The organism is Paraglaciecola algarum (genome assembly GCF_021532655.1).
Lineage (GTDB): Bacteria > Pseudomonadota > Gammaproteobacteria > Enterobacterales > Alteromonadaceae > Paraglaciecola > Paraglaciecola algarum.
The window spans coordinates 36,905-62,016 of record NZ_JAKGAS010000006.1 but is presented as its reverse complement, the minus strand read 5'-3'; the positions used below and the strand labels follow the sequence as shown (position 1 = coordinate 62,016).

19 protein-coding genes and 1 pseudogene are annotated in these 25,112 nt (G+C 38.7%); 5 read left to right on the top strand and 15 right to left on the bottom strand.

The genetic code is table 11. From position 1 onward, the window contains the following. Positions 1–44: 44 nt before the first annotated feature. From L0668_RS12025 to L0668_RS12015, 3 genes are all read right to left on the bottom strand, one after another. Positions 45–2,255 carry a hypothetical protein gene (locus L0668_RS12025; RefSeq protein ID WP_235312879.1) on the bottom strand — a complete coding sequence of 737 codons (2,211 nt, stop codon included), beginning with the start codon at positions 2,253–2,255 and terminating at the stop codon, positions 45–47. A 67-nt stretch (positions 2,256–2,322) separates the two neighbouring features. Then, positions 2,323–5,199, bottom strand: coding sequence for an alpha-L-rhamnosidase (locus tag L0668_RS12020; protein ID WP_235312878.1), 2,877 nt, complete (start codon positions 5,197–5,199; stop codon positions 2,323–2,325). Between the two features lie 123 nt (positions 5,200–5,322). After that, entirely contained in the window at positions 5,323–6,738 is a 1,416-nt protein-coding gene (locus L0668_RS12015) for a sulfatase-like hydrolase/transferase (protein ID WP_235312877.1), read from the bottom strand. Positions 6,739–7,161: 423 nt separating this feature from the next. On the opposite strand from L0668_RS12015, the gene L0668_RS12010 reads away from it, so the two are divergent. Then, a complete protein-coding gene (locus L0668_RS12010; RefSeq protein WP_235312876.1) occupies positions 7,162–8,631 on the top strand; it encodes a tetratricopeptide repeat protein in 1,470 nt (489 codons plus the stop codon). 101 nt (positions 8,632–8,732) lie between these two features. Here L0668_RS12010 and L0668_RS12005 read toward each other — a convergent pair whose 3' ends face one another. The 4 genes from L0668_RS12005 to L0668_RS11990 all read right to left on the bottom strand — a co-directional run bounded on the left by L0668_RS12005 (position 8,733) and on the right by L0668_RS11990 (position 14,820). After that, a complete protein-coding gene (locus tag L0668_RS12005; protein ID WP_235312875.1) occupies positions 8,733–9,326 on the bottom strand; it encodes a hypothetical protein in 594 nt (197 codons plus the stop codon). A gap of 140 nt (positions 9,327–9,466) precedes the next feature. Further along, the gene (locus tag L0668_RS12000; protein ID WP_235312874.1) at positions 9,467–11,128 is read right to left on the bottom strand and encodes a purine-cytosine permease family protein; all 1,662 of its coding nucleotides are present in this window, start codon (positions 11,126–11,128) and stop codon (positions 9,467–9,469) included. Between the two features lie 147 nt (positions 11,129–11,275). After that, complete coding sequence (gene rhaI, locus L0668_RS11995; protein ID WP_235312873.1) at positions 11,276–12,568, bottom strand: L-rhamnose catabolism isomerase; 1,293 nt, start codon at positions 12,566–12,568, stop codon at positions 11,276–11,278. A 59-nt stretch (positions 12,569–12,627) separates the two neighbouring features. Then, positions 12,628–14,820, bottom strand: a complete 2,193-nt coding sequence (locus L0668_RS11990; RefSeq protein ID WP_235312872.1) for a bifunctional rhamnulose-1-phosphate aldolase/short-chain dehydrogenase — start codon at positions 14,818–14,820, stop codon at positions 12,628–12,630. A gap of 557 nt (positions 14,821–15,377) precedes the next feature. On the opposite strand from L0668_RS11990, the gene yfbR (L0668_RS11985) reads away from it, so the two are divergent. After that, positions 15,378–15,986, top strand: coding sequence for a 5'-deoxynucleotidase (yfbR, locus tag L0668_RS11985; RefSeq protein ID WP_235312870.1), 609 nt, complete (start codon positions 15,378–15,380; stop codon positions 15,984–15,986). 97 nt (positions 15,987–16,083) lie between these two features. Further along, positions 16,084–16,407: pseudogene (locus L0668_RS11980) on the top strand (HD domain-containing protein); the annotation flags it as partial. A 118-nt stretch (positions 16,408–16,525) separates the two neighbouring features. Here L0668_RS11980 and yfbR (L0668_RS11975) read toward each other — a convergent pair. From yfbR (L0668_RS11975) to L0668_RS11965, 3 genes are all read right to left on the bottom strand, one after another. After that, the gene (gene yfbR, locus L0668_RS11975; protein ID WP_235312868.1) at positions 16,526–17,119 is read right to left on the bottom strand and encodes a 5'-deoxynucleotidase; all 594 of its coding nucleotides are present in this window, start codon (positions 17,117–17,119) and stop codon (positions 16,526–16,528) included. Positions 17,120–17,274: 155 nt separating this feature from the next. Continuing rightward, complete coding sequence (locus L0668_RS11970; RefSeq protein ID WP_184425367.1) at positions 17,275–17,868, bottom strand: recombinase family protein; 594 nt, start codon at positions 17,866–17,868, stop codon at positions 17,275–17,277. A gap of 1 nt (position 17,869) precedes the next feature. Continuing rightward, positions 17,870–18,220, bottom strand: a complete 351-nt coding sequence (locus tag L0668_RS11965; protein WP_184425365.1) for a hypothetical protein — start codon at positions 18,218–18,220, stop codon at positions 17,870–17,872. Between the two features lie 252 nt (positions 18,221–18,472). On the opposite strand from L0668_RS11965, the gene L0668_RS11960 reads away from it, so the two are divergent. Together L0668_RS11960 and L0668_RS11955 are read left to right on the top strand one after the other, a co-directional pair. Next, the gene (locus L0668_RS11960) at positions 18,473–19,078 is read left to right on the top strand and encodes a DNA-binding protein (RefSeq protein WP_235312866.1); all 606 of its coding nucleotides are present in this window, start codon (positions 18,473–18,475) and stop codon (positions 19,076–19,078) included. A gap of 618 nt (positions 19,079–19,696) precedes the next feature. Then, positions 19,697–20,428: a MauE/DoxX family redox-associated membrane protein gene (locus L0668_RS11955; RefSeq protein ID WP_235312864.1), complete on the top strand. Its 732-nt coding sequence runs from the start codon at positions 19,697–19,699 to the stop codon at positions 20,426–20,428. Positions 20,429–20,609: 181 nt separating this feature from the next. Here the strand turns inward: L0668_RS11955 and L0668_RS11950 are convergent, their stop codons facing one another. From L0668_RS11950 to L0668_RS11930, 5 genes are all read right to left on the bottom strand, one after another. Further along, positions 20,610–20,963 carry a cupredoxin domain-containing protein gene (locus L0668_RS11950; protein WP_235312862.1) on the bottom strand — a complete coding sequence of 118 codons (354 nt, stop codon included), beginning with the start codon at positions 20,961–20,963 and terminating at the stop codon, positions 20,610–20,612. An 11-nt stretch (positions 20,964–20,974) separates the two neighbouring features. Beyond that, entirely contained in the window at positions 20,975–23,218 is a 2,244-nt protein-coding gene (locus tag L0668_RS11945; protein ID WP_235312860.1) for a heavy metal translocating P-type ATPase, read from the bottom strand. Beyond that, the gene (locus L0668_RS11940; protein ID WP_235312859.1) at positions 23,211–23,639 is read right to left on the bottom strand and encodes a MerR family transcriptional regulator; all 429 of its coding nucleotides are present in this window, start codon (positions 23,637–23,639) and stop codon (positions 23,211–23,213) included. The genes L0668_RS11945 and L0668_RS11940 overlap by 8 nt, the downstream gene beginning before the upstream one ends. A gap of 290 nt (positions 23,640–23,929) precedes the next feature. Next, positions 23,930–24,160 carry a hypothetical protein gene (locus tag L0668_RS11935; RefSeq protein WP_235312857.1) on the bottom strand — a complete coding sequence of 77 codons (231 nt, stop codon included), beginning with the start codon at positions 24,158–24,160 and terminating at the stop codon, positions 23,930–23,932. Positions 24,161–24,210: 50 nt separating this feature from the next. Then, positions 24,211–25,107: a CopD family protein gene (locus tag L0668_RS11930; protein WP_035016405.1), complete on the bottom strand. Its 897-nt coding sequence runs from the start codon at positions 25,105–25,107 to the stop codon at positions 24,211–24,213. Between the last annotated feature and the right edge of the window lie 5 nt (positions 25,108–25,112).

The following is a 25,112-nucleotide window of genomic DNA, read 5'->3' as shown; positions in this document are numbered from 1 at the left end:
TTGTGGATATAGCTTTCTTTGTACGGTTTTCTTTTACGTAACAACTAACGCAGTAACATGTCTTTCATATCATCTGCGGTGGCTGAGTTGTTACCGCCATTATCAGCCCCTGTGATCCACCAGTACATCATTCCCGCATCTGAACAGTCGAATTTATTGGTTTGAAAAGCCACCACACCATCTTGTTCAGCATAAGCTAACATCTTCCAAATAAAGGCAATACCTTTATTGCTATGTTCTTTGGCCCAATCCCAAGGATACATAGGGGTTTGCAAACCTACATTTTGATCGCCTATTTGATATTGAGTGATGCCAAAATCAAGAATTTGTTGCCAAGTAAAATAGTCACCGCTGTTATCGTTGGCTGGATGGTGAGAGATGATTTTCACATGCTGACGAGCACTTGGGTTGGCTAACTCTAAGGCATAACCAATTAAATCTGGCTCACCGGCTTCAATTATCCATAAAGGATCTGCTGCCGTTGAATTGTTTATGGCATCGGTAAGATCTTGAGTGGCGGCAGTTTGATCCACACGACAGTTGTAAAAATTACGCAAGTTTTTAAAAGGCCCAAACAAGCTTATTGCTTCGCCCGTTAGTTGATGCAATATGCCTTGGCGTCGTAATTCATTTTTAGCATCGATACGTTGTACACCTTTGTTTTTAAACGGGTCTAGATCACAAGAATGTGAAAGATGCACTAACCTATCGGTTAGGCCTGCTTGGTTTAATAAACCAAACATAACCGGCGTTGCGCCAACATCGTCAGGATCCGGTGAATTACCATCAATTACCACAGCTATGCGCCCTTTTGGCGGTTTAATAGAATCAAGCTCTACACTGGTGACATAACGATCCCAAAACCCATGGACTGATGGCGCTCTGTGCCCTAAATTTAAGATCCACCAGCTTTCAACGGTATCCGAGAAATCTACCCCACCTTTTGGAATAACCGAATAATGTGCATCAAAGCCAATTTTGTCGATGATGTTTGTGGCTTCTTGCCATAATTTACGCGCATGCTGCTTGTTATTATCTTCACTCACTGCACTGGCAATCCATTTAGTATCAGGGTCAACATACATAGGTGTTAAAAAGACTCGTCGGCCATGATGGTTAAATTCTTTCATGGCTTCGTTGCCATCGTTTATGGCCATGTAGCTTGTTTTTTGTTTTACGTAAGCTAGATCTTCGGGAGTGGTTTTTGTCTCATTCCATTTACTATGCTGCACCACAAATATGTTGTTTTTAACGATAGATTGATGCATGCCACCAGCAATTAAAGCTTCTAGCCAATCGCGGGTAAAGTCAGATTGTCCGGCTTCTTGCACCCACACATTGCCACCTTGCTTTAACACTGCACGAACTCGGCTAGTGATAAGACTTAAGGCGTTTGCCTTGTTTTTATTAGCGTCAGTCCAGCCTAAATTTTCTTTGCCAAAAGCCAGTTTAAATAACTCTGGGGAATCTATGTATTCACCATCTTGGATGCCAAAAGCACCAGCAACTGCCACATAATTAACCTTGGCTAAATCAGGGTGAGCCAACATAGAACCTAATGCCGCTATAGCATGAATATCGTCAGCATCTGGTTTTGAGTCGAATTGCGCCACTAACAAGTCTTTGTGCTGGCTGAAATATTCTCGCTTGGGTTGTTGATGGGGCCTAAGTTTAGGTTTTGTTTGCTTTTTATTTACCGGGGTGAATTCAACCTGCTGCCAACGACCTCGCGCCCAGGCAGTGCCGCCATGCTCGGGAATGCGACCATTGGTATGAGCTGCAGATTCAACACTTATGGTGTCACCTTGGGTTAACCTTATTCCTTTCCATACATGTGTGTTTGGTTTTAAATCTCGATTTTTATCTAATTGAATATAGTCGGCGCGATATAACCCCACCACTTGATTATTCACTAATAAACGATAAAGCGGCTCACCATCTTCTTCGGTTACATAAGTAAAAGTGACATCATACTCTCCAGTCAGACCATTAAAGGTGCTTGACGCTTTGGCAAATAAATTACGGTATTCAAGTACCCGTGCATCTATGGCTAACGAGTCGTTATTTTTATCTTGGTAATAAGGCACATCACCTAAGTTAGTCTGGTTAAAATCTTTGCTGGCATCTAACATTATGCTAGCCGCTGGATTAGCTGATGGAATGCTAGATTGTTGAGATAACTTATCTTTAGCAGAGCATGAAACTGTTGTAGCTAATGTTGAGGTTAATAGTAGTGGTATTAGTATTTTTTTCATTATTCCTACTTCTTTTAAGGCGTATTTTTAACGGTTACTTGTTAGTAACTCACAAGTACTGACTATTCTAGTCAATTAATATTGAGTATTTACCTGCAGGATATTTCACCTTGTCTTTATTCGGTAAAACCACCCAAGCACTGGTGTTATTGGGAATTTCAAATTGCCAAACAATACTTTCTCCTTGGCGTTTCCAGTAGCTTTTTATATCACCGTAACCACTGTTATAAGTGACGTCTGCATGATTTAAGTCTGTTGGAAATACGGGTTTAAGCATAAATTCTTGATAACCCACACTGTGTTCTAAAGGTCGGATTCCACCCAATCCCTGATAAAACCAACCATCATAACCGCTGTGAAAAGGATGATTTAACGAACGTAATGGTCCGCGAGTTTTGCCATCTACAGAGTTGTCTGGGTTAAACGCCCCTTTACGCTCCCATAAAGTGGTACCGTCTAGCTCATCAAACAAGTATGAAAACCCTGGATACCCCTTGGCTTTAAAAATATTGAACGCTGTATCTGCATAACCATAATCACTTAGCGATAAATACAAATAGGTTTGGCCAAGTGCGCCAACAGAAGAATGGCCTTTCCACTTGTCTACTACGTCTTTATTGAGCGCATCGGCTACTCTTTGACGTAATTCGACTGGGGTAATACCAAACTGCAAGGCCATAGCATCTGCAGTTTGACTACCATAATGACCCGTTTCAGGATCGTATAATGCATGATGAAAACCTTGGGTTAAATTTTGGTGTAATCTTTGATAACGCTGTACATCTGCCGATTCACCCAATACTTTGGCTATCTCAGTCATATAATTTGCCGCTTGGGTAAACAAGGCTGTACTGGTGACTGTGGTAGTGGTCCATTGTGGCGTACCACGGCCACCCACTCTTGGTGTACCTGGTGAAGGCACTGGATCACACCAATCACCATAACCACTTTCAATTAGAAAATTGCTCATTTGGCTTTGACCAAAATCCATATACTTGACCAAACTTGGATACTGATTGGCTAATATTTGTTTGTCACCATGATGGCGATAATGCTCCCATGCAATAAAAACCTCGGCCACAGCCCAATCTACTTTACCGCCACCCGTGCGTTTACCGGGCACAACTGTGGGTGCTATTTTCGCTGCGGTTTCAAAATCGCCTAGGTATTTTTCCCAGAAATTTTGCATATTAAAGTTATAGTTACCTGTGATTAGTGCGGCGTGGGCATCACCTGTCCAACCAGCTTTTTCACGAATGGGGCAATCTAACGGTACACTCATTAAGTTGCTTTCATAGGTCCAAAGCGCCGTGTGATGAATACGATTAAGCAAGGTATCTGAACTTTCAAATTGCCCGACACGCTCTACGTCACTTCTCAACAATCGAGCGCTTAGCGCATCAAGTGGTGGTTTTTCGGTTAACCCAGTAATTTCCACATAACGAAATCCATGCCAAGTAAAACTAGGTGACCAAGAATCTGCATTTTGTTTACCCGCAATATATCCATCTACCGCATTTAAATTAGTGGCCCAGCCTCCCCCACTCAATTGACTGATGTTTCCTTTATCGTCTTGCCATTCAGCAAAACGCAGATACACGCCCTGCCCTTCTGTTAAAGATAACTTGTCTAAATGTAAGGTAGGAATACCGGTAAAGTTCTGGCCAAAATCAAACACCCATACATTATCTTTGGGTTGAGATATACCCACGGCCTGCATAGGTTTTACTGCTCGTATCGCAGGTAACATTTGCGGTACTAACGACTTAGTAGGCCAAGTATCTAACACCTTAACCTCCTGCCAATCCGTTAAGTCTTGGTAACTAGCTTTATGCCAATCGTGGATAACTTGAGAGGCATCAAATAGCTCACCAGAAAAAATCCCTTCTTTAACCACAGCAGAAGCATGACTGCGCCATGTTTCATTAGTTGTTATCACTTCTTGGCTACCGTCACTGTATGTAATTTCTAATTGAGCAATAAATGTAGGCTGACCAAAAGTATACGTTTTGCGGGCTTTGTTAGGGGTTGTAGCATCTGGATTTTTCCAGCCGCTAAAAGCAATATCTTCGTCGTACCAGCCACTGCCTAAATGCACACCAATCACATTTTGACCTGATTCCAACCAATCACTGACTTCATCAGTATTGTATAAAATACGCTTGTCAAAATCCGTTTGACCGGGATCCATCAGCCGGTCTTTTACTTGTTTTCCATTGATAAATACCTGGTAATAACCACCCGCAGTGCTGTGTAATTTGGCTTGCACTATTTGTTTGTCTTGGTTGTCGATAGAAAATTCATGACGAAACAAGCTCGCGGTTGGCATTTGGTGTAACTGTTCAATGGCAGGGGTTTCAATCGCGCCGTTTTCTTTTTCTACTGTGCCGACTAAATCTATCCACTGGCTGATAGTTTGCTTATCTTCAGCCACAATTCTTACAGGTACCTGTAGCCATTTAGCTTGCCAATCAGTTTTGTTTAACAAGCCCATTTCCCAATGACTTACAGCACTCCAATCACTAGGATTTTCATGCCCTTCTTGCCACACTCTTACTCGCCAGTATGCTTGGTCATTAGTGGTGAGGTTATTGCCTTTATAGGGAATATTACGAGACTCCTGAGCTAGCACTTTGCCACTGTCCCATAAATCTGCAGGATTTTTTGTTAACCCTTGAGCAGAACTTGCTACTTGAATTTGATAAGCAGTTTGTTTTTTAACATTCGCTAACCAAGACAATCTAGGTTGTAAATTATGTACATTGAGTGGTTGGGTATTGCCTTCAACTAAAAGCTGCTCTGGACTGGCAGAGATACTCTTTTTATGGGTAACTTGATCACTTGTCGACTCGTTATTTGTTGATTGATTAAAACAACCGCTGCCTAAGATCAAAGGGCAAATTATTAGAAGTTTAATCCACTGAGTTTTTAGCGAGTTGAGCATGTAATTTAACCTTTCATTATTACGAGCGTTATCCGTTCATAATTAATACAATACGGTACAACAACTTAAAAAAAGGGCCCTACGGCCCTTATATAATATTCTGCAAATCAAAAGTCGATTTATTTAATCTTTATATTTTTCAAATAAGTCAAAAAACTCTTTGGTCAGTGCTGGTTTTTTACTAGCCAAATTATTTGATTCATGGGGATCGTTAATGATGTCATATAGCTCCATTTCACCTTGAACTGTGTAACGTACCGCTTTCCAATTTCCTTTACGAGCCGCTTGAAAAGTATCACCAATGACTCCTGAATTAGGGTCGCCGACTTGTTTAGCGAACTCCCAATATAAGACACGTTCAGCCATTTTTTGCGGAGAGTCATCTAATAAACCATTAATAGATACACCATTAGTTCTAACCCTAGGCACTAGGTTTAAATTAACATCGGCAATGTCAGCCAAAGTAGGCATAACGTCAGCAAACAACCAAGGAGTATTGTCCACACGCCCTTGTTTAATTTTGGCAGGCCACTGCACTAACATAGGCACGTGAATACCGCCGTCATACAGGTCTCGTTTTTGTCCTTTGTAAGGTGCTGCTGCTTTAAAAAATTCTGGATCAGCGCCACCTTCGTCATGGGGCCCATTGTCTGAGGTAAAAAATATAATTGTATTATCTAACTGCCCTGTGGCTTTCAGCTGAGCCATAATTTGGCCAACATAATCGTCTAAAGCAGTAACCATTCCAGCCAAGGTCGCATTAGGCTTATCTACTGGTTCAGGGTAATACGCTGCATACTTATCAGCCGGTACTCCCCCTTTCATTCCCATGTATGGGGTTTCTTCTAATTCATATTGTTTACTGTATTTTTCTGGTACACCAAGTTCAGCATGAGGGGAAGAAAAGGTTAACATCATAAAAAACGGGTTTTCACGATCTTGTTTAATGTAATTAATTGCTTCTTCGGTAAATAGTTCTTGAGCGTATGCGCCCTTTTTACCACCTTCATTTTCGCTAATTCGAATTTTTTTACCGTCTCGCCACATGATATGTGGGTATTGTCTGTGACCTTCTAGTATTGAATACATGCCATACCAAGTATCAAACCCCATAGCTAAAGGGTCGGTCACGCCCATTTGTTGACCAATAGAATATTTACCAAACAAAGCGGTATCATAATTAGCGTGTTTTAGTACATGAGCCAAAGTAATGTCCATATGCGTCAATTCAACAGTATTAGAATTGTTGCTCATGTAGCGGCCATCACGCCCTGTAAATAAAGATACACGTGAAGGAGAACATACTGTATTACCCGCATAAGCTTGATCAAATCGAATACCGTTGTTCGCCATTTTATCTAGGTTAGGTGTTTTGATGGGAGTATTGCCATAAGCCCCAATTTGATTAAAACCTAAATCATCGGTGAGGATAAAAATGATGTTCGGTTTTTCGGCAGCATGACTGACTGTAGATCCTAGACTGACCAATACAGTAGTTAGTGCCCCTAACAACAAACGACTTTTACTTTTAAATTTCATTTTCTAATTCCACTTTCTAAGCAAGCTCTAATTTAAATGCAACAAATAGCACACAAACCATACAATTTGATAACAAGTTCAAGCTATCTTACCTGAATAAAACGCCCACAAAAAGACTTATTGTGATTTTTTGTGATTGATATTGACACCATGTAAGGTTGGTAATTTTCTTAGAGCTTTTCATTTAGCTTCTTTTAAACAATAATGTTCACAATCATCTTGTATGACAACATTATAAGATGGGGTTTCGAATTATATCTAGGCCTTTGCTAGTCAACTGTTCTAGGAAGGAAAGTATAATTATGTTAAGTGGAGTTACTTAAAAGTTAATGTAAATTAAAAGTAAACGCCCTCCTCTTTTTCAAAAATCATATAAACTCCATTTAAATCATAGTCACGCAAAACCATAGAAAGGACTAAGCAGTGAAAACTTTAGTTAGACACTTAACGCCATTGGCATTTGTTAGTATTGTAATGACAGCTCCTGTATTCAGTGCTGATATTTTTAAGACAGACAAACAGTTTGCCGCTAAACAATATAAATTAGCTAAACAAGGATATACAGAGGCTGCAAAAGTTGGTAACCCCCATGCTTACTATCAATTAGCGACTATGTATCAAAAAGGTTTAGGTGTTGAAAAAGACACACTAAATGCACTTATTTATATGTCTATGGCGGCGGATTATCCATTAGAGAAAGCCCAAACTACCTTTAGTTCAATGATGGCGCCATTTAATGACGACCAAAAAACGACCATATATCAAGTATTAAAGGAGCATAAACAAAAAGCTGGCAAAGCTATTATTCAAGAGCAGTATTTTCCAGTAATAAAGACTGAGAATTTAGCTGATAAAGTGACCTTTAATGGCGAGCTTGCCATTGATGGAAAATTTTTTAGTGAAGAATATGAAGATGCTTTACTTGAATTTGATGAAGGGAGTTTTACCAATGATGATGGAGACCTAGAGGAAGGTGATTCGTTAACTTTAATCATGTCTGCACCTAAACTACCTTTTTTAATATTAGATCACGACATAGCAAGCGATGGCAGCAAACGTAATCTAATAGATATTCAAAAAATGGGTTCAACACTTACAATCAAAGATGAATATGCGCTATTCCCTACTCCTATTCCTATGTTTAAAGATCAACCAGTAGAATTTGTACATAGAGCGTATATGGGAGCAGCCACTTATAGTAAATTTACTATGGTGCATGAAAATGAAGCCATGTACGAAAACATTATCCGTTCAGCAAAAAGACTAAAATCAGGTACCTCGCTCAGTGACCAATATCAATACGCTATGGCTTTACAGAGCTTCACTTGGTTAACACAAGAAGAAGGGGAAGTTGATAAGCGTTTACTTGCTTTGTCTAAACAAGGACATCCATTAGCTATGTTCGAACATGGGTTAAAGTTATACCGTGAACAAAACGATATTCCAAAAGCCATAGAATGGATTTCTTTAGCCGCCAGTTATGGCTTAGCAAATGCGGAATATCGTTTAGGTAAACTATTAACCACTAGTCCTTGGGTAACATATGACGAGAAAAAAGCGCTATTTTGGTTTGAATCTGCGGTTAAGAAAGGCCATATACCAGCCACTTTAAAAACCATTGAATTAAACCTGACCGCCAATGATAAATCGTTACATGATCAAGATAGAGCCGAGGTATTGTTAGACAGAATTGCAGCTGCGCAGACCAATAATCCAGAATATTTTTACCTATTAGCTTTATCTCATAAAAACCGTGAAAATAGAGATTACACTCAAGTCATAACTAATCTTGAAAAAGCCATTTTTATGGCACAAATTAAAAATTGGGATACTGAAGAATGGCAAGATTTGCTTGCTAAATTGACCCAAGGAAGCGTAACCATAGTCGAGTAAAAGTACGTATTCTTTCTATACCCCCTAGTGTTTTATAAATACTAGGGGCTTGGTATAGCAAGATTTACTGACTGTTACTTTTTGCCCGCCTATAACCACCACTATTTTAACGGGGTTAAATCACACCGATACCAGTTTGTTTTGGTATCCCAAAACTCTGCATCAACTTCAAGTAAAATCCCCTTAGCACTAGGTGGCTGAGATAAGAAAGGCCGCCATCGACTTAGATTAGTATTTTGACTATACCACCCATTCGTTTTGACTTTAATTTTATCTTGTCCAGGTGACAAACCCACCGCCACGCCTTGAGCTTGAACATTAGCTGAAAAAGTTGACTTGATACCTTCTGGGCTAGTTACCCTATAGGTAACATCAACATTATCTCTACATACTTGTTGATTAAATAATGGGAAATCCGTATTTGCCCCTAATGATGCTGGAACCAAATCCTGAATAGACTTACGCCCTGTGGGAGCTTTAACACCAGTTAGTGTTGAAGGGGATCCATTAATGGTAGGAAGGGACGTTTCAATTGGCTCTGCCGCTATTGGCTTTACTACTAATGCAGCCTCAGGCGTAATAGTTTCACTAATTTCAAGATTAAATATTGGCGTTTTGTTAACTTCCCTTTGTGGCGTTGACTGGCAACCGATCAAGACAACAACACTTATATAAACCACACTAAATTTCACCATGCCTTAATTCCTTTTAAATATATGGGTAATAAAAAAATGCCGTGTAATTGGTTTACGCGGCATTATTAATTAAAGATGAAAATGGCAGAATAAATTTAGATTTATTCTGTGCCAATTACGTTAACCACAAGACTCGATGATTAATCTTCTTCGTTCTTAGCAATATAAGCATAGGTTGCCGTTACAAAATAAATTAAAGTAGGCACTATTAACCATGTCGTTATCGTTTCAATGTCTTGATTCACGTAAGACATTATCCCCATGTACAAACAAGCAACTAAAGCCCCCCAAGATACATATTTGACTAATTTAGCGATTAAAGGTGTATTATCAGTCGCTAATTCTTGGCTGGTGACCTCAGAAGCTAAATATGCGACTTCTGCAACTTTACGCTCAGATTCAGTTTGTTCAGCAGCCTGAGCTTCAGGATAAGTATCTTTAGCCCCCATAGATGAAGCTAACACTATGTACATCACAGTTGAGAATATCCATAAAGGCACTAAGATGAAGAACAAATGCAATAAGCCAGCTTGTTCTACAGCAATACCCACCACCATAGACACAATCCAAGTTGCGAACGCAGCTACGTTAGTCGTGTTGCCTTTATAAGATGACCAATAACGTGTTAAGCCAATCTTAGGAAAGATCCAGTGTTCAGCCACAATAATGGCACCTACAGGAGCCAACAACAATCCCATATAACCAACAAACCCTAACAAGCCAGAGAACACAAACGGAGAACAAGCAATAATAGTGGTGATAATACCGACTACGATAGTCACTTTAGTGCGACCCCAAGTGTTGTTTAGCGAACTAAAGGCCAAACCCGCTCGGTAAATTGTTGGGTTAGATGTTGTCCAACCAGCAATAATTACCGCTAGAATACCAGAAGCCCCTAAAGCCGTATAAGCAACCGAACCTGGGTCAATCGCGGTAATACTAGTTTTAAGAATAATGGCAGCACCTGCTCCCATAATACCAGCGCATATCCAAGCCATATAATGGCCGATAAACATACCTAATGCTGAGAAATAACCATATTTAGCACTCTTAGCAAAGCGTAACAAAGTCATATCACCTAAACTACCGTGCATAGCTAAGTTGGCTACCCATGCAAAAGCAATGACATGCCAAATTCCCACTTCACCTTCAGTGTCTTTCCAGATTGATTCACTGGCAACGGTCAAAAAGTCACTAAAACTATTGATACCATCTACACCTGCCGTGGCGGCAACCGTAGTTGGCATCATGACTAATGCCCCAACAAAAAACATCAATATCATCCAAGGAGCGCAGACTTCAGCAAAAGCAGCGAGTTTTTTAAAGCCTTTAACAGCCATGTAAACCACAACAGCGCCGACACCTAAAACGACTAACACAAACCTAAAGTCATTGGGTAAATAGCCAACTTGGTCTTCAATACCAAACAATATACGCACGGCTGAGGCCGAAACTGTGATCATGGCACCTGCTAATACACAGAACAAAATACCATTCACTACACTGTACAGTTTGATTGTACCTGGGCCTGCGATTTTTTCTAAATAAGCATATAAAGTTAGACGCGTGTCGGTTGCGATGGGAGCAGTAATTAAGCCCCAAGTTAACACGGCTAATAGATTACCAAATAATAAACCGATGAGAACATCAGCAGCGCCGACCCCCCAAGCCACAAAAAGTGCTCCAATTACAAATTCGGTTCCCGCAACGTGTTCGCCGGCATAACTAGCCGCAAAGGTTTTAGGACCTTGCAGCTTTTGAGGGCTGACCGGTTGCGTTTCAAATTCTTCTGCTGATGACATATAACCTCCGATTTCACTCATAGCCAATTTCGAAGGCTATAGGTGATAATTATTATTATTTTAACTTTTTCTTTTTATATTCTGAAAATACAAAAAAACTCAAAGATGCCGAAGCATTTTTGAGTTTATTTTTACATCATTGGGATATTAAACAATCCCAGAGCCATTACCGCCCGTATTTGGACGTTCTGCACCTGCTTGTGCTCGGTAACCTGATTGACGATAGACAGCAATTGGGTCAATCGCTCCACCTTTACGTAAACGGGCCATTTCTAAAATTGGCGATACGTCTGTAGTAAAGGCTTTCTTCAAAGTATTGCTACACATCAATGCATCATTAGCCGTTTGATATTCGGTTAATTTTGTTCTGTCTACAATCAAAGCTGAAACGTATGAACGTTGTACACTAGCAGCAGAGTTCATTAAGCTTTCAATTGGGTCAGTCACGTTATGTGATTGATCTAACATGTAGTTAGGACCAAATTCTGCTTGATTACGATATTCAGCGTCCACCAACTCGTTAAAAATCAAGAATTGCTGATACGGGTGTAAACTACCACTGTCTAAATCATCATCACCATATTTAGAATCGTTAAAGTGGAAACCACCTAATTTCTTAAATTGGATCAAACGAGACACTATCATTTCAATGTTTACGTTTGGCGCATGGTGACCTAAATCAACCAATGACTTAGCCTGAGGACCAAGCTCCATTGCGGCTAATACGTTACTGCCCCAATCCTGAATAATGGTTGAATAAAAAGCAGGCTCAAACATTTTGTGCTCGATATGCAATTCCCAATCAGCTGGAAGCCCAGCATAAATAGTTTTCATACTTTCTAAATAACGCTCAAAAGCATGTTGAAAATGCTGTTGGCCAGGGTGGTTAGAACCGTCACCTACCCATACCGTTAAGGTTTTTGAATCAAGGGCTTTACCGTATTCAATACAATCAAGATTGTGTTGAATAGCTAAATCACGAGATGCTGCGCTGGTGTTGCTTAAACTACCGTACTTAAAGCTATGCTCTTGGCCTGGTTGGTCTTGAAAGGTATTCGAGTTAATTGAATCCCATTTCAAGCCTAAGCTATCTGAAGTTTGTTTTAACTCAGAAAAGTCATCTACCTTATCCCAAGGAAAGTGTGGTGATACACGTTCGGTACACTGAGACAAATCATTGATAACGGCGCTGTCTTCTAACTTTTCCCAAATATTACGTGGTTCACCTTCACCTGGAAAACGTGCGAAACGTGTTCCGCCAGTCCCTGTGCCCCATGAAGGAACAGCGATTTGAAACGCTTCAGCTTTAGCTGTGATTTCGTCAATATTAATTCCATCACGAGATAACTTGTTACCCAGTGCTTGATAATCTTCTTTAAGGTTGGCTTCTAGTTTTGCATTTTGTTCTGCAATTAGGCCTTTATCGATACGTTGTGTCATATTTTCTGCTCTTATCAAAATGAGCGCCTAAAAAGGCGCTCTAAAAAGGTTACGTTAGCTTAGCGTAAGAATGCTTCGTGCAATCCGCCATCTACACTAATGATTTGTCCGGTTGTTTTACTTAACTGACCTGAAACCATCAAATAAGCTGCTTCAGCTTGGTCTGCTGGTGTAATCGGAGACTTAGTCAAAGTACGCTGTGCATAAAACATGGCTAGTTTGTCTCGTAATTCATCATCTGAATCATCTGTCCCAAATTCAACATCGTACTTAGTTAACGATGCTATCACGCGGTCACGAGGGAACATAGTACTGCCCTTCACTACCGTAGCTGGCGCTAAACCGTTAACATTGACTAGTGGTGATAATTCAACAGCTAGTTCACGTACTAAGTGATTGGCTGCAGCTTTAGATGTGTCGTAAGCTAAAGAACCTTTCTTAGCTACAGCCGCATTAACACTTGTAGTTAATACCAAAGCACCTTTAAGGCCTTGAGCTTGCCAAATTTCATTGGCCTGGGTGCCAACAATGTAGCCACCTTTGACGTTAACCGCAAAGCTAACATCAAATTGTTGTTCATTGCTCATGCCTGATTGACCCGGCGCTAAGAATACACCGGCAGTTACGATAACTTTATCTATACCACCATAAGCTAAGGTCACTTGGTCAAACATATTTTTAACACTTTCGCGCTCAGTAATATTGACTTCAAGTGCTATAGCCGGGCCACAACCTGAAATGCCAGTGCCCGCTACGCCAATACCTTGGCCATAGATAGCAGTTAATTCGTCAGCTGTTTTTTGCGCAGCATCAAGGCGTAAATCAGCACAAACTACATGTGCACCTTCACGAGCAACACGAAATGCTGTCTCTTTACCAATGCCGTCTCCAGCACCAACCACTACCACTATGTCACGAGCAAGTGGCGCTTCTTTAGGCATACGTTGTAACTTGGCTTCTTCTAGTGCCCAGTACTCAATATCAAATGCTTCTTGCTGAGGTAAGGCTGTGTATTCACTGATGGCTTCTGCACCTCGCATTACTTCGATTGCACAGTTGTAGAATTCAGTGGTTACACGAGACTCTGATTTATTTTTACCCCAACCAATAATACCGACACCAGGGATCAAGATAACTGTTGGGCTAGGATCACGCATAGCTGGTGAATCATCACGTTTACAGTTGTTGTAATACTCAGCGTATTCAATACGGTATTGTTCAATACCCGTATTTAGTTTTTCAACTAATGCATCAAAATCGTCAGTCTTAGGATTATAATCAACATACAAAGGTTGAATTTTAGTACGTAAGAAATGATCAGGACATGAAGTACCTAATTTAGCTAAACGCGGAGCATCCACACTATTTACAAAACGTAAAGCAGTTTCGTCTGACTGTACGGTAGCGATAAACTTCACTTTGTTTGACAACACACCACGAGCAACCGGTAAAAATTGAGTTAATAGTTCAGTTCGTGCTTCTTCAGAGAGACTTTCTACTTTAGCACCACCAAAGGTTTGTTCACCTTTGTCATGTTCTTCAATATAACGCGCTGCGGTTTCGATAACCCATAAAGACGTCTCGTAACAACTTTTGCTTTCTGATTCCCAGTTGGTATGACCATGCTGGCCTAAAAGGATCCCGATGCTGTCTGGTTTAGCGGCATAAGCTTCTTCACATACTTTTGCTGCTTCCCACCCCGGACGCATCCATGGCACATAGGCCATTTTTCCGCCCCACACTTTCTCAGTTAAGGCTTCTTGATCTTTACATGAAGCAATTGCAATAACCGCATTCGGATGTAAATGGTCAACATGTTTGTCAGCAATCATCGAATGTAATGGGGTATCAATAGATGAAGCACGAGGGTTTAAACAAAAATTACAGTGTTTGTACATGCCAATCATGGCATCTTCACCTGCTTGTTTATACCCTTTATCATCACGTGCTTGGTAAGTCGCATCTAAGGCATTTAATTTGCCTTGATATAAGGATGAAAAGTTTTCTACTTTAGCGGTACGTAAATCACCACCAGAACCTTTTACCCACAAAACTTCAACTTCTTCACCTGTCAATGGATCAATCTCCATCAATTTAGCAGAAGTATTACCACCACCTGTATTAGTAATACGTTGATCTGCACCTAATATATTTGAACGATATACTAGACTTTCGATTGGCGTTAACGTGTCAGCGACCGCGTCGTCCCAACTATAATCAACATGTTTAAATTCACTTTGTTTGCTTGGCATCTTCTGTTTAACTCCAGCGATTGATGTACTAAAAGCTCTTAGCTTTAATTTGTTAACATTATTTTACATCCATCATAAATATAGTCAAGCAATACCAATCATTTTCAATCAAATATTAATTTGAGTACTTATCCAGCACTATCCAATGTCATGAAATGAGTGACTTCGCCACTTAAAAGATAAAAATTTAAACATTTTGATTACAACTGATTTATTAATAAGTTACATGCAAATACAAATCACACCAATAACATTTGTTTAACATAAGTACATCTTAATGCTAGCTATTTATTTGCCAGCTGGATACACACTATACTCATGAAAAGAGACGCTGGAGAGAAGCCATTTAAACGGAAATTAGCGCTTAATTGCAAGATAGTTTTCAGGAATGAACCAAATAGTACAAATGACTAGCATGCCATCATGTTCTTTTAATACCCTCATTAACTTTGATTAAGATCAAAATTGATTATTAAATTAATTAGCTTTCAAAGAGTACTAATTGGATGAGAGAATGGAGTATTAAGTTTCAAAATTATAAACAGGGTCACTAATTCATGAGTTTCCATACTATCAAAAGCCACTTTTTTGCTCATCTAGCTCGAATGAAGTTGATCAATCGCTGGCCGTTAATGCGCAATGTACGCACCGAAAACGTACAAGAGCACAGTCTACAGGTGGCCATGGTGGCTCACTCTTTAGCACTAATACGTAATAAATATTTCGGCGGTAAGCTTGACCCAAATGAAGTCGCCACAATAGCCATGTTTCACGATGTATCTGAAGTCATCACAGGTGACTTACCAACCCCAGTAAAATATTCTAATCCAGTTATTCGTGATGAATACAAAAAAATTGAAAAGTTAGCTGAGAAAAAGCTAATCAATATGGCCCCAGAAGACTTTCACGATGACTATGCAAAACTAATTGATCATCATTATCATAGTGAAGACATAGCTTTTATCGTAAAAGCTGCAGATGTGATTTGTGCCTATTTAAAAACTTTGGAAGAATTATCTGCAGGCAATAGGGAATTCGAATTAGCTAAAAAACGCTTGGATCAAATGTTAAAGGATTATCACTCTGAAGAAGTGGACTACTTTATGAAAGCTTATGTACCTAGTTTTAGTTTAAGTCTTGATGAAATTACTCAAGAAGATAAATAAGCTCGATTTTAATTAATTATCTAAGACTATCACCTTGATTTACATCAGTAACTTTGTTCAGATTAGACATCTATAATTTATCAAGATAAGTTTATCAATGGATCCATGGAGCAGCAGATTTTTAAACAAAAAAACTGAACGAGAAGGTGATCATCGTACACCTTTCCAACGTGACAAAGCCCGTATTCTGCATTCTGCTGCTTTTCGTCGATTACAATCCAAAACCCAAGTGTTAGGTGTAGGTATGAGCGATTTCTATCGAACTCGCCTCACCCACTCACTAGAAGCATCACAAATTGGCCAGGGTATTGCCGCGCAATTAAGAAGCAAATATCCCGCATTAACCAAACAACTTGGGTTAAGTGACATATTAATTGAAGCGCTTTGTTTAGCTCACGATATTGGTCATCCTCCCTTCGGAACAAAACACCATAAACGTATTTATTTTGGAGGGTTGCAACTCTAACGCCTTAATTATAAAGGCAAAGGGAAAGAATCAATAGATACATTTTATTACATACGTATTATTATTGTCAAGTTTAATTAGATAAATCATCCAGACTAGCCAAACAATTTTGTTCAAAAAGTTCCATAAAAATACTTACCTCAGGCATATCTTTCTTATAAGTTTCTACTTTCAAAGATAAACGCTTTTTAACAGAGACAAATTCTGGGTTATGAAATTTTAGTTCATCGCATGCTTTAAAATAAGCAGTAAGAACATCGGCTGCTTTTACTAACTTCTTATACTCTTTATCTACCTGCTTTTGTATAACTAGCTCTTTGAATAGCGGTTGCAACTTTTCAGGTAAGGAATTCAAACACTCAATCTCAGCTAAATCTTCTATTTTTTTAAATTCCTCTGTTAACGCGGGTGAACTGTACTTGGTAACATGGTTTATATCTTGAAGTTTTGTTTCTGAAACTTCGTGATATAAAGCGATAGTGGCAGCTTTTTCAGGACTTATATGACCATCACAATAAACATTTTTAATCGTTGCTAATAAATGTGCAATTACGGCTACCTGATGACTATGCTCAGCTACATTCTCTTCCTTCACTAAATGCATAGGAGACCAGCGTTTAATAAGGTTCATTCGAAGTATCCACGCTAAAAATGAACTATTTTTCACAAAAACCACCTCTTAATAAAACTAATGTTATTTTTTATTTGACTATTGAAAATACAATTTCAATGACTCAAAAAGTTTCCTGCTAAAGGATGCGCTATAAATAAATTTCCTCCCCACTTGATTCATCAAGTGGAATATTTCCATATATTGTAATGTTATAGGGTTATTGATTTACTCTGCTCAATGATTTTCTTTATCCGACTAATTGTTCTGTGAACGGTAGGACGACTCACTTTATATTTTCTTGCTAAAGCAGAAATAGACTCCCCATTTAATTTTGCATTAAATAACTCTCTAGCTTGCTGATCTTTAAGTGCGGGCATTCTCCCCAAGTGTTTTCCTTTTGCTTTTGCTTCAGCTCTGCCTTCGGCTGTTCTCGCTTTTATTAGGTCACGCTCTAGTTGAGCGAATACGCCACATAGATTAATCATTGCGTTTGAAAAAGGATTGTCGTTACTCGTATTTAATGATCCATCGATGATATTCAAGCAAGCGCCTTTTCTATGAATATTGTCTATTGAGTCCAATATTGTTTTTAATGAACGTCCAAGCCGATCTAGTCGAGTAACAATTACTTCATCACCTTCTCTAATGAAATCGATAAGCTCTTTAAGCTTTTCATCATTTTTTATTGATGTACCTGATTGCTTACCTTTGAAAACTTTCTCACAGCCAAAATCTGATAATTTAGAAAGTTGCACTTCTAAATCTTGCTCATTTGTAGAGACTCTAGCAAAACCTACTTTCATTTTATCTAGATTCTGCTAGCTCTAATGACTTAGCAAGCTGATATTCGTCTTCTGTTTGAATACCGTAAATATCCCCACGATGAATATCATAAAAAGAAGCGAAGTCAGGAATATCAGAAATAATATTTTGCCCCCACTTTGCTTTGTGAATGATATTTGATCTACTTAGTTGTCTAATCAAATCATGTGCCGCAGTACTAATCGATACTTCTTCAAGCACCTCACTGGAATCTTGGCCGTATGCACATATATGAATAACACGACCCTCTTCTACCAGAACCCTGAAAGGATCTGTAAGTAACTCTTTTATTTGTTCAAAAGATAATTTTCTTATTTCTGCTTCATTCGTCATCTTCATGCACCAAAGTTATAACTTTCGTACACACTAGCAACCAGATAAACGAAAGTCAACAAATACAGTTTCGTACATGAACGAATTAAAAAATATACATACGTTCACATTCGAGATAAAACGTTCAAAATAATCCAATATTTTATCGAACAGCCTAAAAGTGACTTTATTTGCACATTTAATTGAAAAAATCAAAAAACATACTAAAGTTAATTAAGTTAAATAACTTAATTAACTTATTTTGAGGGTGATATGGGTAGAAGAGCTGAATTTTCAGATCAACAGATAATTGAAGCTGGAAAAGCGATTACCGCTGAAGGTAAATTAGTTAGTCCATTTGCAATACGAAACAGGTTGCAAGGTGGAAGTTCTGAGCGTATTAAGATCGTTTGGTCTGAATATTTATCCCAACAAGAATCAATAGTTGAGGAAAAAGTAGAAGAAATTGAACTACCAACGGAAATAGCTGAAAAGTTGGAGAAGAACCAACAAACAGCTATAAATCAACTTGAGAAGCTAGCAATGGAAAGCTACAAAGTCGCACAACAAGTTGCAGAAAAAAGAGTTAAATCAACTATTGATGATTACCAATCAAAAATCCTTGAATATGAGGAATCTGAAAATCAAGCAAGCCTCGCTATTGAATCAAGCGACAATAAAATTGACGAACTAGAAGCTGAAATAGATGTTTTGCAATCTAGAAACGAAGAGCTAGTGGCAGAAAACTCAAGACTACTTGGGTTACTAGAAGCAAATGAGAGTCGTATCAAACAACTTGAAATTAAAGAAGTAGAGTTTGATAAGCTCCAACGAGCTTACGGCAAGCTAGAAGGGAGATTTGAGTTATTAAGCAAATAACCCATTAATTGATTTTAAATTACCTTTAAAACTCCGTGGTACATTTTCATCTGGTAATGAAACTCACACTCACCGGGTATTAGTTCTTTAATATTCACTTGATTTACTTCATTTAATTTGAGCTGTTCATTTGCATCTGCCTATCCTTAACTCTCAATAGAGTAATTTATGATAAGCAGTTACACAAAATTCGTTACAGCCTCTTAAATCTAACTGATGTTAACTGACCATATGATTTATTTATAAATAAACATGATTTCGATTTTTTTATGCATATTGAGCTTGCATTGTTTTCTGTTTATTGGGTTTTAAATAAAGATAATTAGAATTAAATGAGAGCACTTTTTGAAACTAATAAAGGAAAAATCGATACGAAGTACCCAATAATTTCTCACCTGCGCGTTGGTACGAATATTGAAAGTATTTTAATAATCTCGAAATATAGAAGTTATTTAAGAAAATATTTCAAAACATATGTATTACCGAGTAAATATTACATATGAAATGCATAAATTTGTAGCGATGATACTAACCTCGATAATTGTAATATTTATTCTGATGAAGATAACGTTAAAGTAACTACCAATAATAAAGGTCAAGAAAATTAAGGAGATAACGATGAGTAAAACCGCAATAGTTTACAGAATGGTAACTAACGATCATATCTGTCCTTATGGGTTGCGCTCAAAAGACTTATTAAAAAGAGAAGGTTATAAAGTCGAAGACAACCATTTAACTTCGCGTGAAGATACCGATAAGTTTAAAGATAAGCACGGAGTTAAAACTACACCACAAACTTTCATTGATGATGAACGAATAGGCGGATATGACGACTTGCGCAAATATTTCGGTAAAGCAGAAGCAGGTCAAACGGGCACCACTTACACCCCCGTAATTGTAATCTTTTCCATAGCAGCGTTATTGACTTGGGCTTTTCAGCATTTTGCTACAGGTGAATATTTATCCACTCGAACCCTGATGCTTTTTATCGCGTTCTCTATGACGATGCTCGCAGTACAAAAACTCAAAGATTTGTATAGCTTTACCAATTCATTTATCACATATGATTTACTAGCGATGAAATGGATTCGGTACGGATATATTTATCCATTTGTTGAGGCATATGCGGGTATTGGAATGGTTGCACAATTACCAGCCTTGGCGGTAGCGCCCTTTTCTCTATTTATTGGAACAGTAGGCGCTATCTCAGTATTTAAAGCTGTCTATATAGATAAGCGAGAGCTAAAATGCGCCTGCGTTGGTGGTGATAGTAATGTCCCTCTCGGATTTATATCACTGTCTGAAAATTTATTCATGATCGCTGGAAGTTTAATTATGCTTTTGAAATAGTTAAACGTATATCAAGCCTTCGATTCACGGATGAGTCGAAGGCTTGATAAGCATCAGATATCGCCTAATACTAAAAACGTCAATATAGTTTATATAACTGACAAGATATCACCAAATTAACTGTGACAAAATCGCGCAATGATTATGCCGCCAATATTTCTTAGTAATCACACTGCACATTTTAAATTACCTTTAAAACCCCGTGATACATTTTCATCTGGCAATGAAACTCATACTCACCGGGTATTAGTGCTTTAATATTCACTTGAGTTATTTCATTTAATTTGAGCTGTTCACTTATTTCCAAGGACGGAAATAATAATGTTTCAGAGCAAGGATTCTGATCATTACGAAAAAACGTCAATAAAATAGGTCTGTCTGCTGCCACTTGAATTAAGGCTGGCGAATAAATTCCATCTTTTACTTCAATCATAATTTCATTATTTTCGACAACAGTTTCTTGTGGCTTATATAGCCAAAACCACCAAACTATTATTGCGATCAAAACTAGTCCAATTATATTGATTACAATCATGTGTATTATCCTTAGTGCTCTTGAGCTTTAAACAAACGGAGTCGATTAGCGTTAGACACTACTGTCAACGATGAAAGTGCCATCGCAGCGCCTGCTATTACAGGGCTTAGCAAGATACCGAAGAATGGATACATCACGCCTGCTGCTAATGGGACACCAGCTACGTTGTAAATAAACGCTCCAAATAGATTTTGCTTAATATTGCGAAGGGTTGCCTTACTTACTGCGATAGCATCTGCCAAACCATGCAGAGAGCCTCTCATCAAGGTAATATCTGCACTTTCAATAGCTACATCTGTACCTGTACCTATAGCAAATCCAACATCAGCTAATGCAAGCGCTGGCGCGTCATTTATTCCATCTCCTGTCATGCCAACAATTTCACCACTGCGTTGTAATTCTTCAACTTTATTGGCTTTATCTTCTGGCAAAACTTCAGCTAGAAATTCAGTAATTCCTACTTTCGTAGCAACTGCGGTGGCAGTTTCCTTATTATCGCCAGTTAGCATAATTACGCGTATGTTATTCGCTTGAAGTCGCTTGATAGCTGAAATGGAATCAGGTTTTATTGGGTCAGCCACTGCAATAAGAGCTGCAAGGTGTCCATCAATAGCAAAGTACATTGGTGTTTTTGCTTCTTTAGCTAAGGTTTGAGCTTGCTCAATATGACCAGTTACATCGACACCTTTTATTTTCATCAGCTTTTCGTTGCCGAAAAGTAAAACGCGATTTTCACAGTTTGCCTCTACACCAAATCCTGTGATGGCTTTAAAAGAATCGATTTTTAAAAGTTCAATGTCTCTTTCCAAAGCACTCTCTACAATGGCTTGTGCTAAGGGGTGCTCTGAACCACTCTCTAGACTAGCGGCAAGCTGTAATACTTTTTTATCGTCCTTTGAATGTGCCAAAACGATATCTGTTACCTTAGGTGCCCCTTCGGTAATTGTGCCTGTTTTATCAAATATCATTGCTGTGATTTTGGAGGCTGTTTGTAATGCTTCTCCATTTCGAATAAGTACACCTGCTTCGGCTGCCTTGCCCACCCCAACCATAACCGACATAGGCGTTGCCAAACCTAATGCACAAGGGCAAGCGATAATTAACACCGTAGTTGCAGAAACGATTGCAAATGCTATCGCAGGAGCTGGCCCAAAGTTAAGCCATGCTAATGCGCTTAAAACCGAAATAATCATCACCACAGGAACAAAGTAGCCTGAAATCACGTCAGCAAGACGACCTATTGGTGGTTTAGAGTTTTGTGCTCTTTTCACCATATTGATGATCTGTGCTAGCGCAGTATCTTTCCCTACTCGTGTTGCCTTAAAGAAAATCACACCTGACTTGTTTAAAGTGCCCGCAACAACTTCATCTCCTTCAGTTTTCTCTACAGGCATTGGCTCACCAGTAAGCATTGATTCATCAATAGATGTGTGACCTTCAATGACAACACCATCAACAGGCATTTTTTCACCGGGCTTTACTTTAACCACATCTTTCAAAAGGACTTGCTCAATACCAATTTGAACTTCTTTTTTATCGCGAATCACCGTTGCTGTTTTAGCTTGCAGCCCAATGAGACGCTTTATCGCTTCCGATGTTTTTCCTCTGGCTTTCAGTTCAAGTGCTAAACCCAAATTAATCAAACCAATGATCATAGCGGTTGCTTCAAAATACACATGCCTAGCCATCATCGGGATAGCATCAGGCACAAAGACAACAACCATTGAGTAAATCCACGCTGTACCAGTTCCTAATGCAATCAGAGTGTCCATATTGGCAGAATGGTTTTTAAAGCTCTTCCAAGCACCAACATAAAAATGCTTACCTGAAAAGTACATAACGCCAAAAGTTAAAACACCAACCATGAACCACGACATTCGTTCAGCGTTTGTTTCTACTGTCATTTCGCCAATAACAATACTGTAGATCATAAGGGGTATGCCTAGTGAAAGTGCAATAAACGTATCTCTCATCAGCTTTTTGTAATAAGCCCAATCAGCCGCTTCTTTTTCATCTAGTACATCAGTTTCCGAGCTATCATCAATTGGTTTCGCGTTATAACCCACAGACTCAACAGCTTTGATCAATTCTTCGGTTTTAGCTGTCCCTGATACTATTACAGTCCTATCAGCAAAATTCATTTCCGCACTGACTACACCAAGAGTTGCCTTTAACGCCCCTTCAATTTTGCCTACACAGCTAGCACACCCAGCTCCTTCAATAATGAGATGAATATCGGATTTAGTATTAGTCATGGGAACCACCATATTCCTTTGTAGGTTCAAAACTATCTATGAGGTGACATACCATAGTTGACGTTGGAGTTTTATCTTCCTTGACATCCCATTGTGCTAGCGCATCGTTCATATTTTTACGCAACGCTAACATTGCCTGAAATTGTTTTTCGGTGTCAGCTAACCTTTCTTTAATAAGAGATCTAACTAAAGGGCATGCTGATTTTCCGAGACTTGCCTCATCAATAATATGTCGTATATCCGACACTGAAAATCCGAGATGTCTTGCACTTAAAATAAACTTCAGTCGAGAGATTTCTGTTAAAGGGTAATACTTATATCCGTTTTCTGACTTAGCTGGGTTAAGTAACTTTAAGCGAGTATAGTACCTGACAGTATCGGGTGTTGTTCCAAACTCTTTGGCTAATTCGGTAACTTTCATAAACAATCCTAACTCAATAAATTGATTAACTAAGCTCAGTTTAAACCTGTGTGTAAGACACAGGTCAAGCCTAATATAATAATTTCTAATTTAATGTGACCAGTGGATGTGTTTGATTTTACATTCACCGTTTTGTTTTTCTAGCACCATTGTTTTCATACCTTGGTAATCGCGCTATTTACGCTTGTGAATACCTATGGAGTGTCTACGCGAGGCTGATATTGGGTATTACCAAATACCATCACTTGGTGCTCTAGTGATTCGCTCTTCATAGCCGCAAAGCACTCATATCAGACAACATATAATGATGAGCGTATCCGTCTGCACTTCTTTGTTTCGACATGCCCCTCATAAATGGTGACATCATCAGCTAATTGAGCACGCGCAAGCTCTTTGTTACTTGGTTTTAACGCTTCATTAAAAGCTAATACAACCATTGCGGCAGGGGTATCTAGTCCTTTGAATATTCTTTTATCTTTTTGTTTGTCACCATGAGCCTGAACTCCAAAGTTAAACGTCATTAATAGAACGAGTAGTATATTTATTTTTTATTTTCATTCTCTTTTTAGGTTTAATTTACAGGGCCGACAATACTAGTAAGCACTGCTGTTACAGATAAAATGGCAATAGCTACAAACATTTCAATTGAGATTGATTTGGATAATGCTTTTCTGCCATCGTTGCTTTTGAGTTGCGGAACTAATTTCAATTTGTGTGTAGCGGCTATCGTCAATATGCTAGTCACTAGTAACAATTTAACTAATATGGTTTGTCCATAATTACTAGTAAGAAGAGCCTCTATTCCGCCAACCAACTGAATTACCAATAATAAGCCTGCGATTAAAAGTAAGCTCACCATGACGCTAGCTTGTTTTCCAAACCTTTCCATTATTTGATAGAGCTTTTCAAGTTCCAACATATCGCAGGCTTTTTTAAGAGGATAAAGGGCACCAAACCACCATGCCATAACTATGACATGTACCATTAATAGCCCTTTTTCAAATACTCCCATTTCGGAAACATGCCCAACCAACGTATAAGAGTAAGAAAAAACAAGTAGACATATGACTAGCAAGAGTTGTAGGACATTTAAACTTCGATTTCTTACTGTCATTGGAGAAGAAAAAACTACTAACATTATTGCCCCAATCAAACCAATTGAGCGCCAAATTGCAGTATCGCCTATGGATGAATCCCACATGATAATAATCATATCAAGGTCTAAAACCCCACCAATTCCTTCTTCAGCTATTGCACCCGTATTAGCAAAAAACCAGACAGTATTTGCTATAAAAGCGATTAAGGCGGTCATAAAGGTAATTTGACTAAACGACCTTTTATCTTCAGTTTTCATCGTATTGCCGCTATACGATCCTCCCCAAAATGTATATCCAGCTATGCAAGCAAAGCCCACGTAAAACAAAATTTTTGACAAAACTATGATTGCATTCCAGATATACATTTCCATAATGA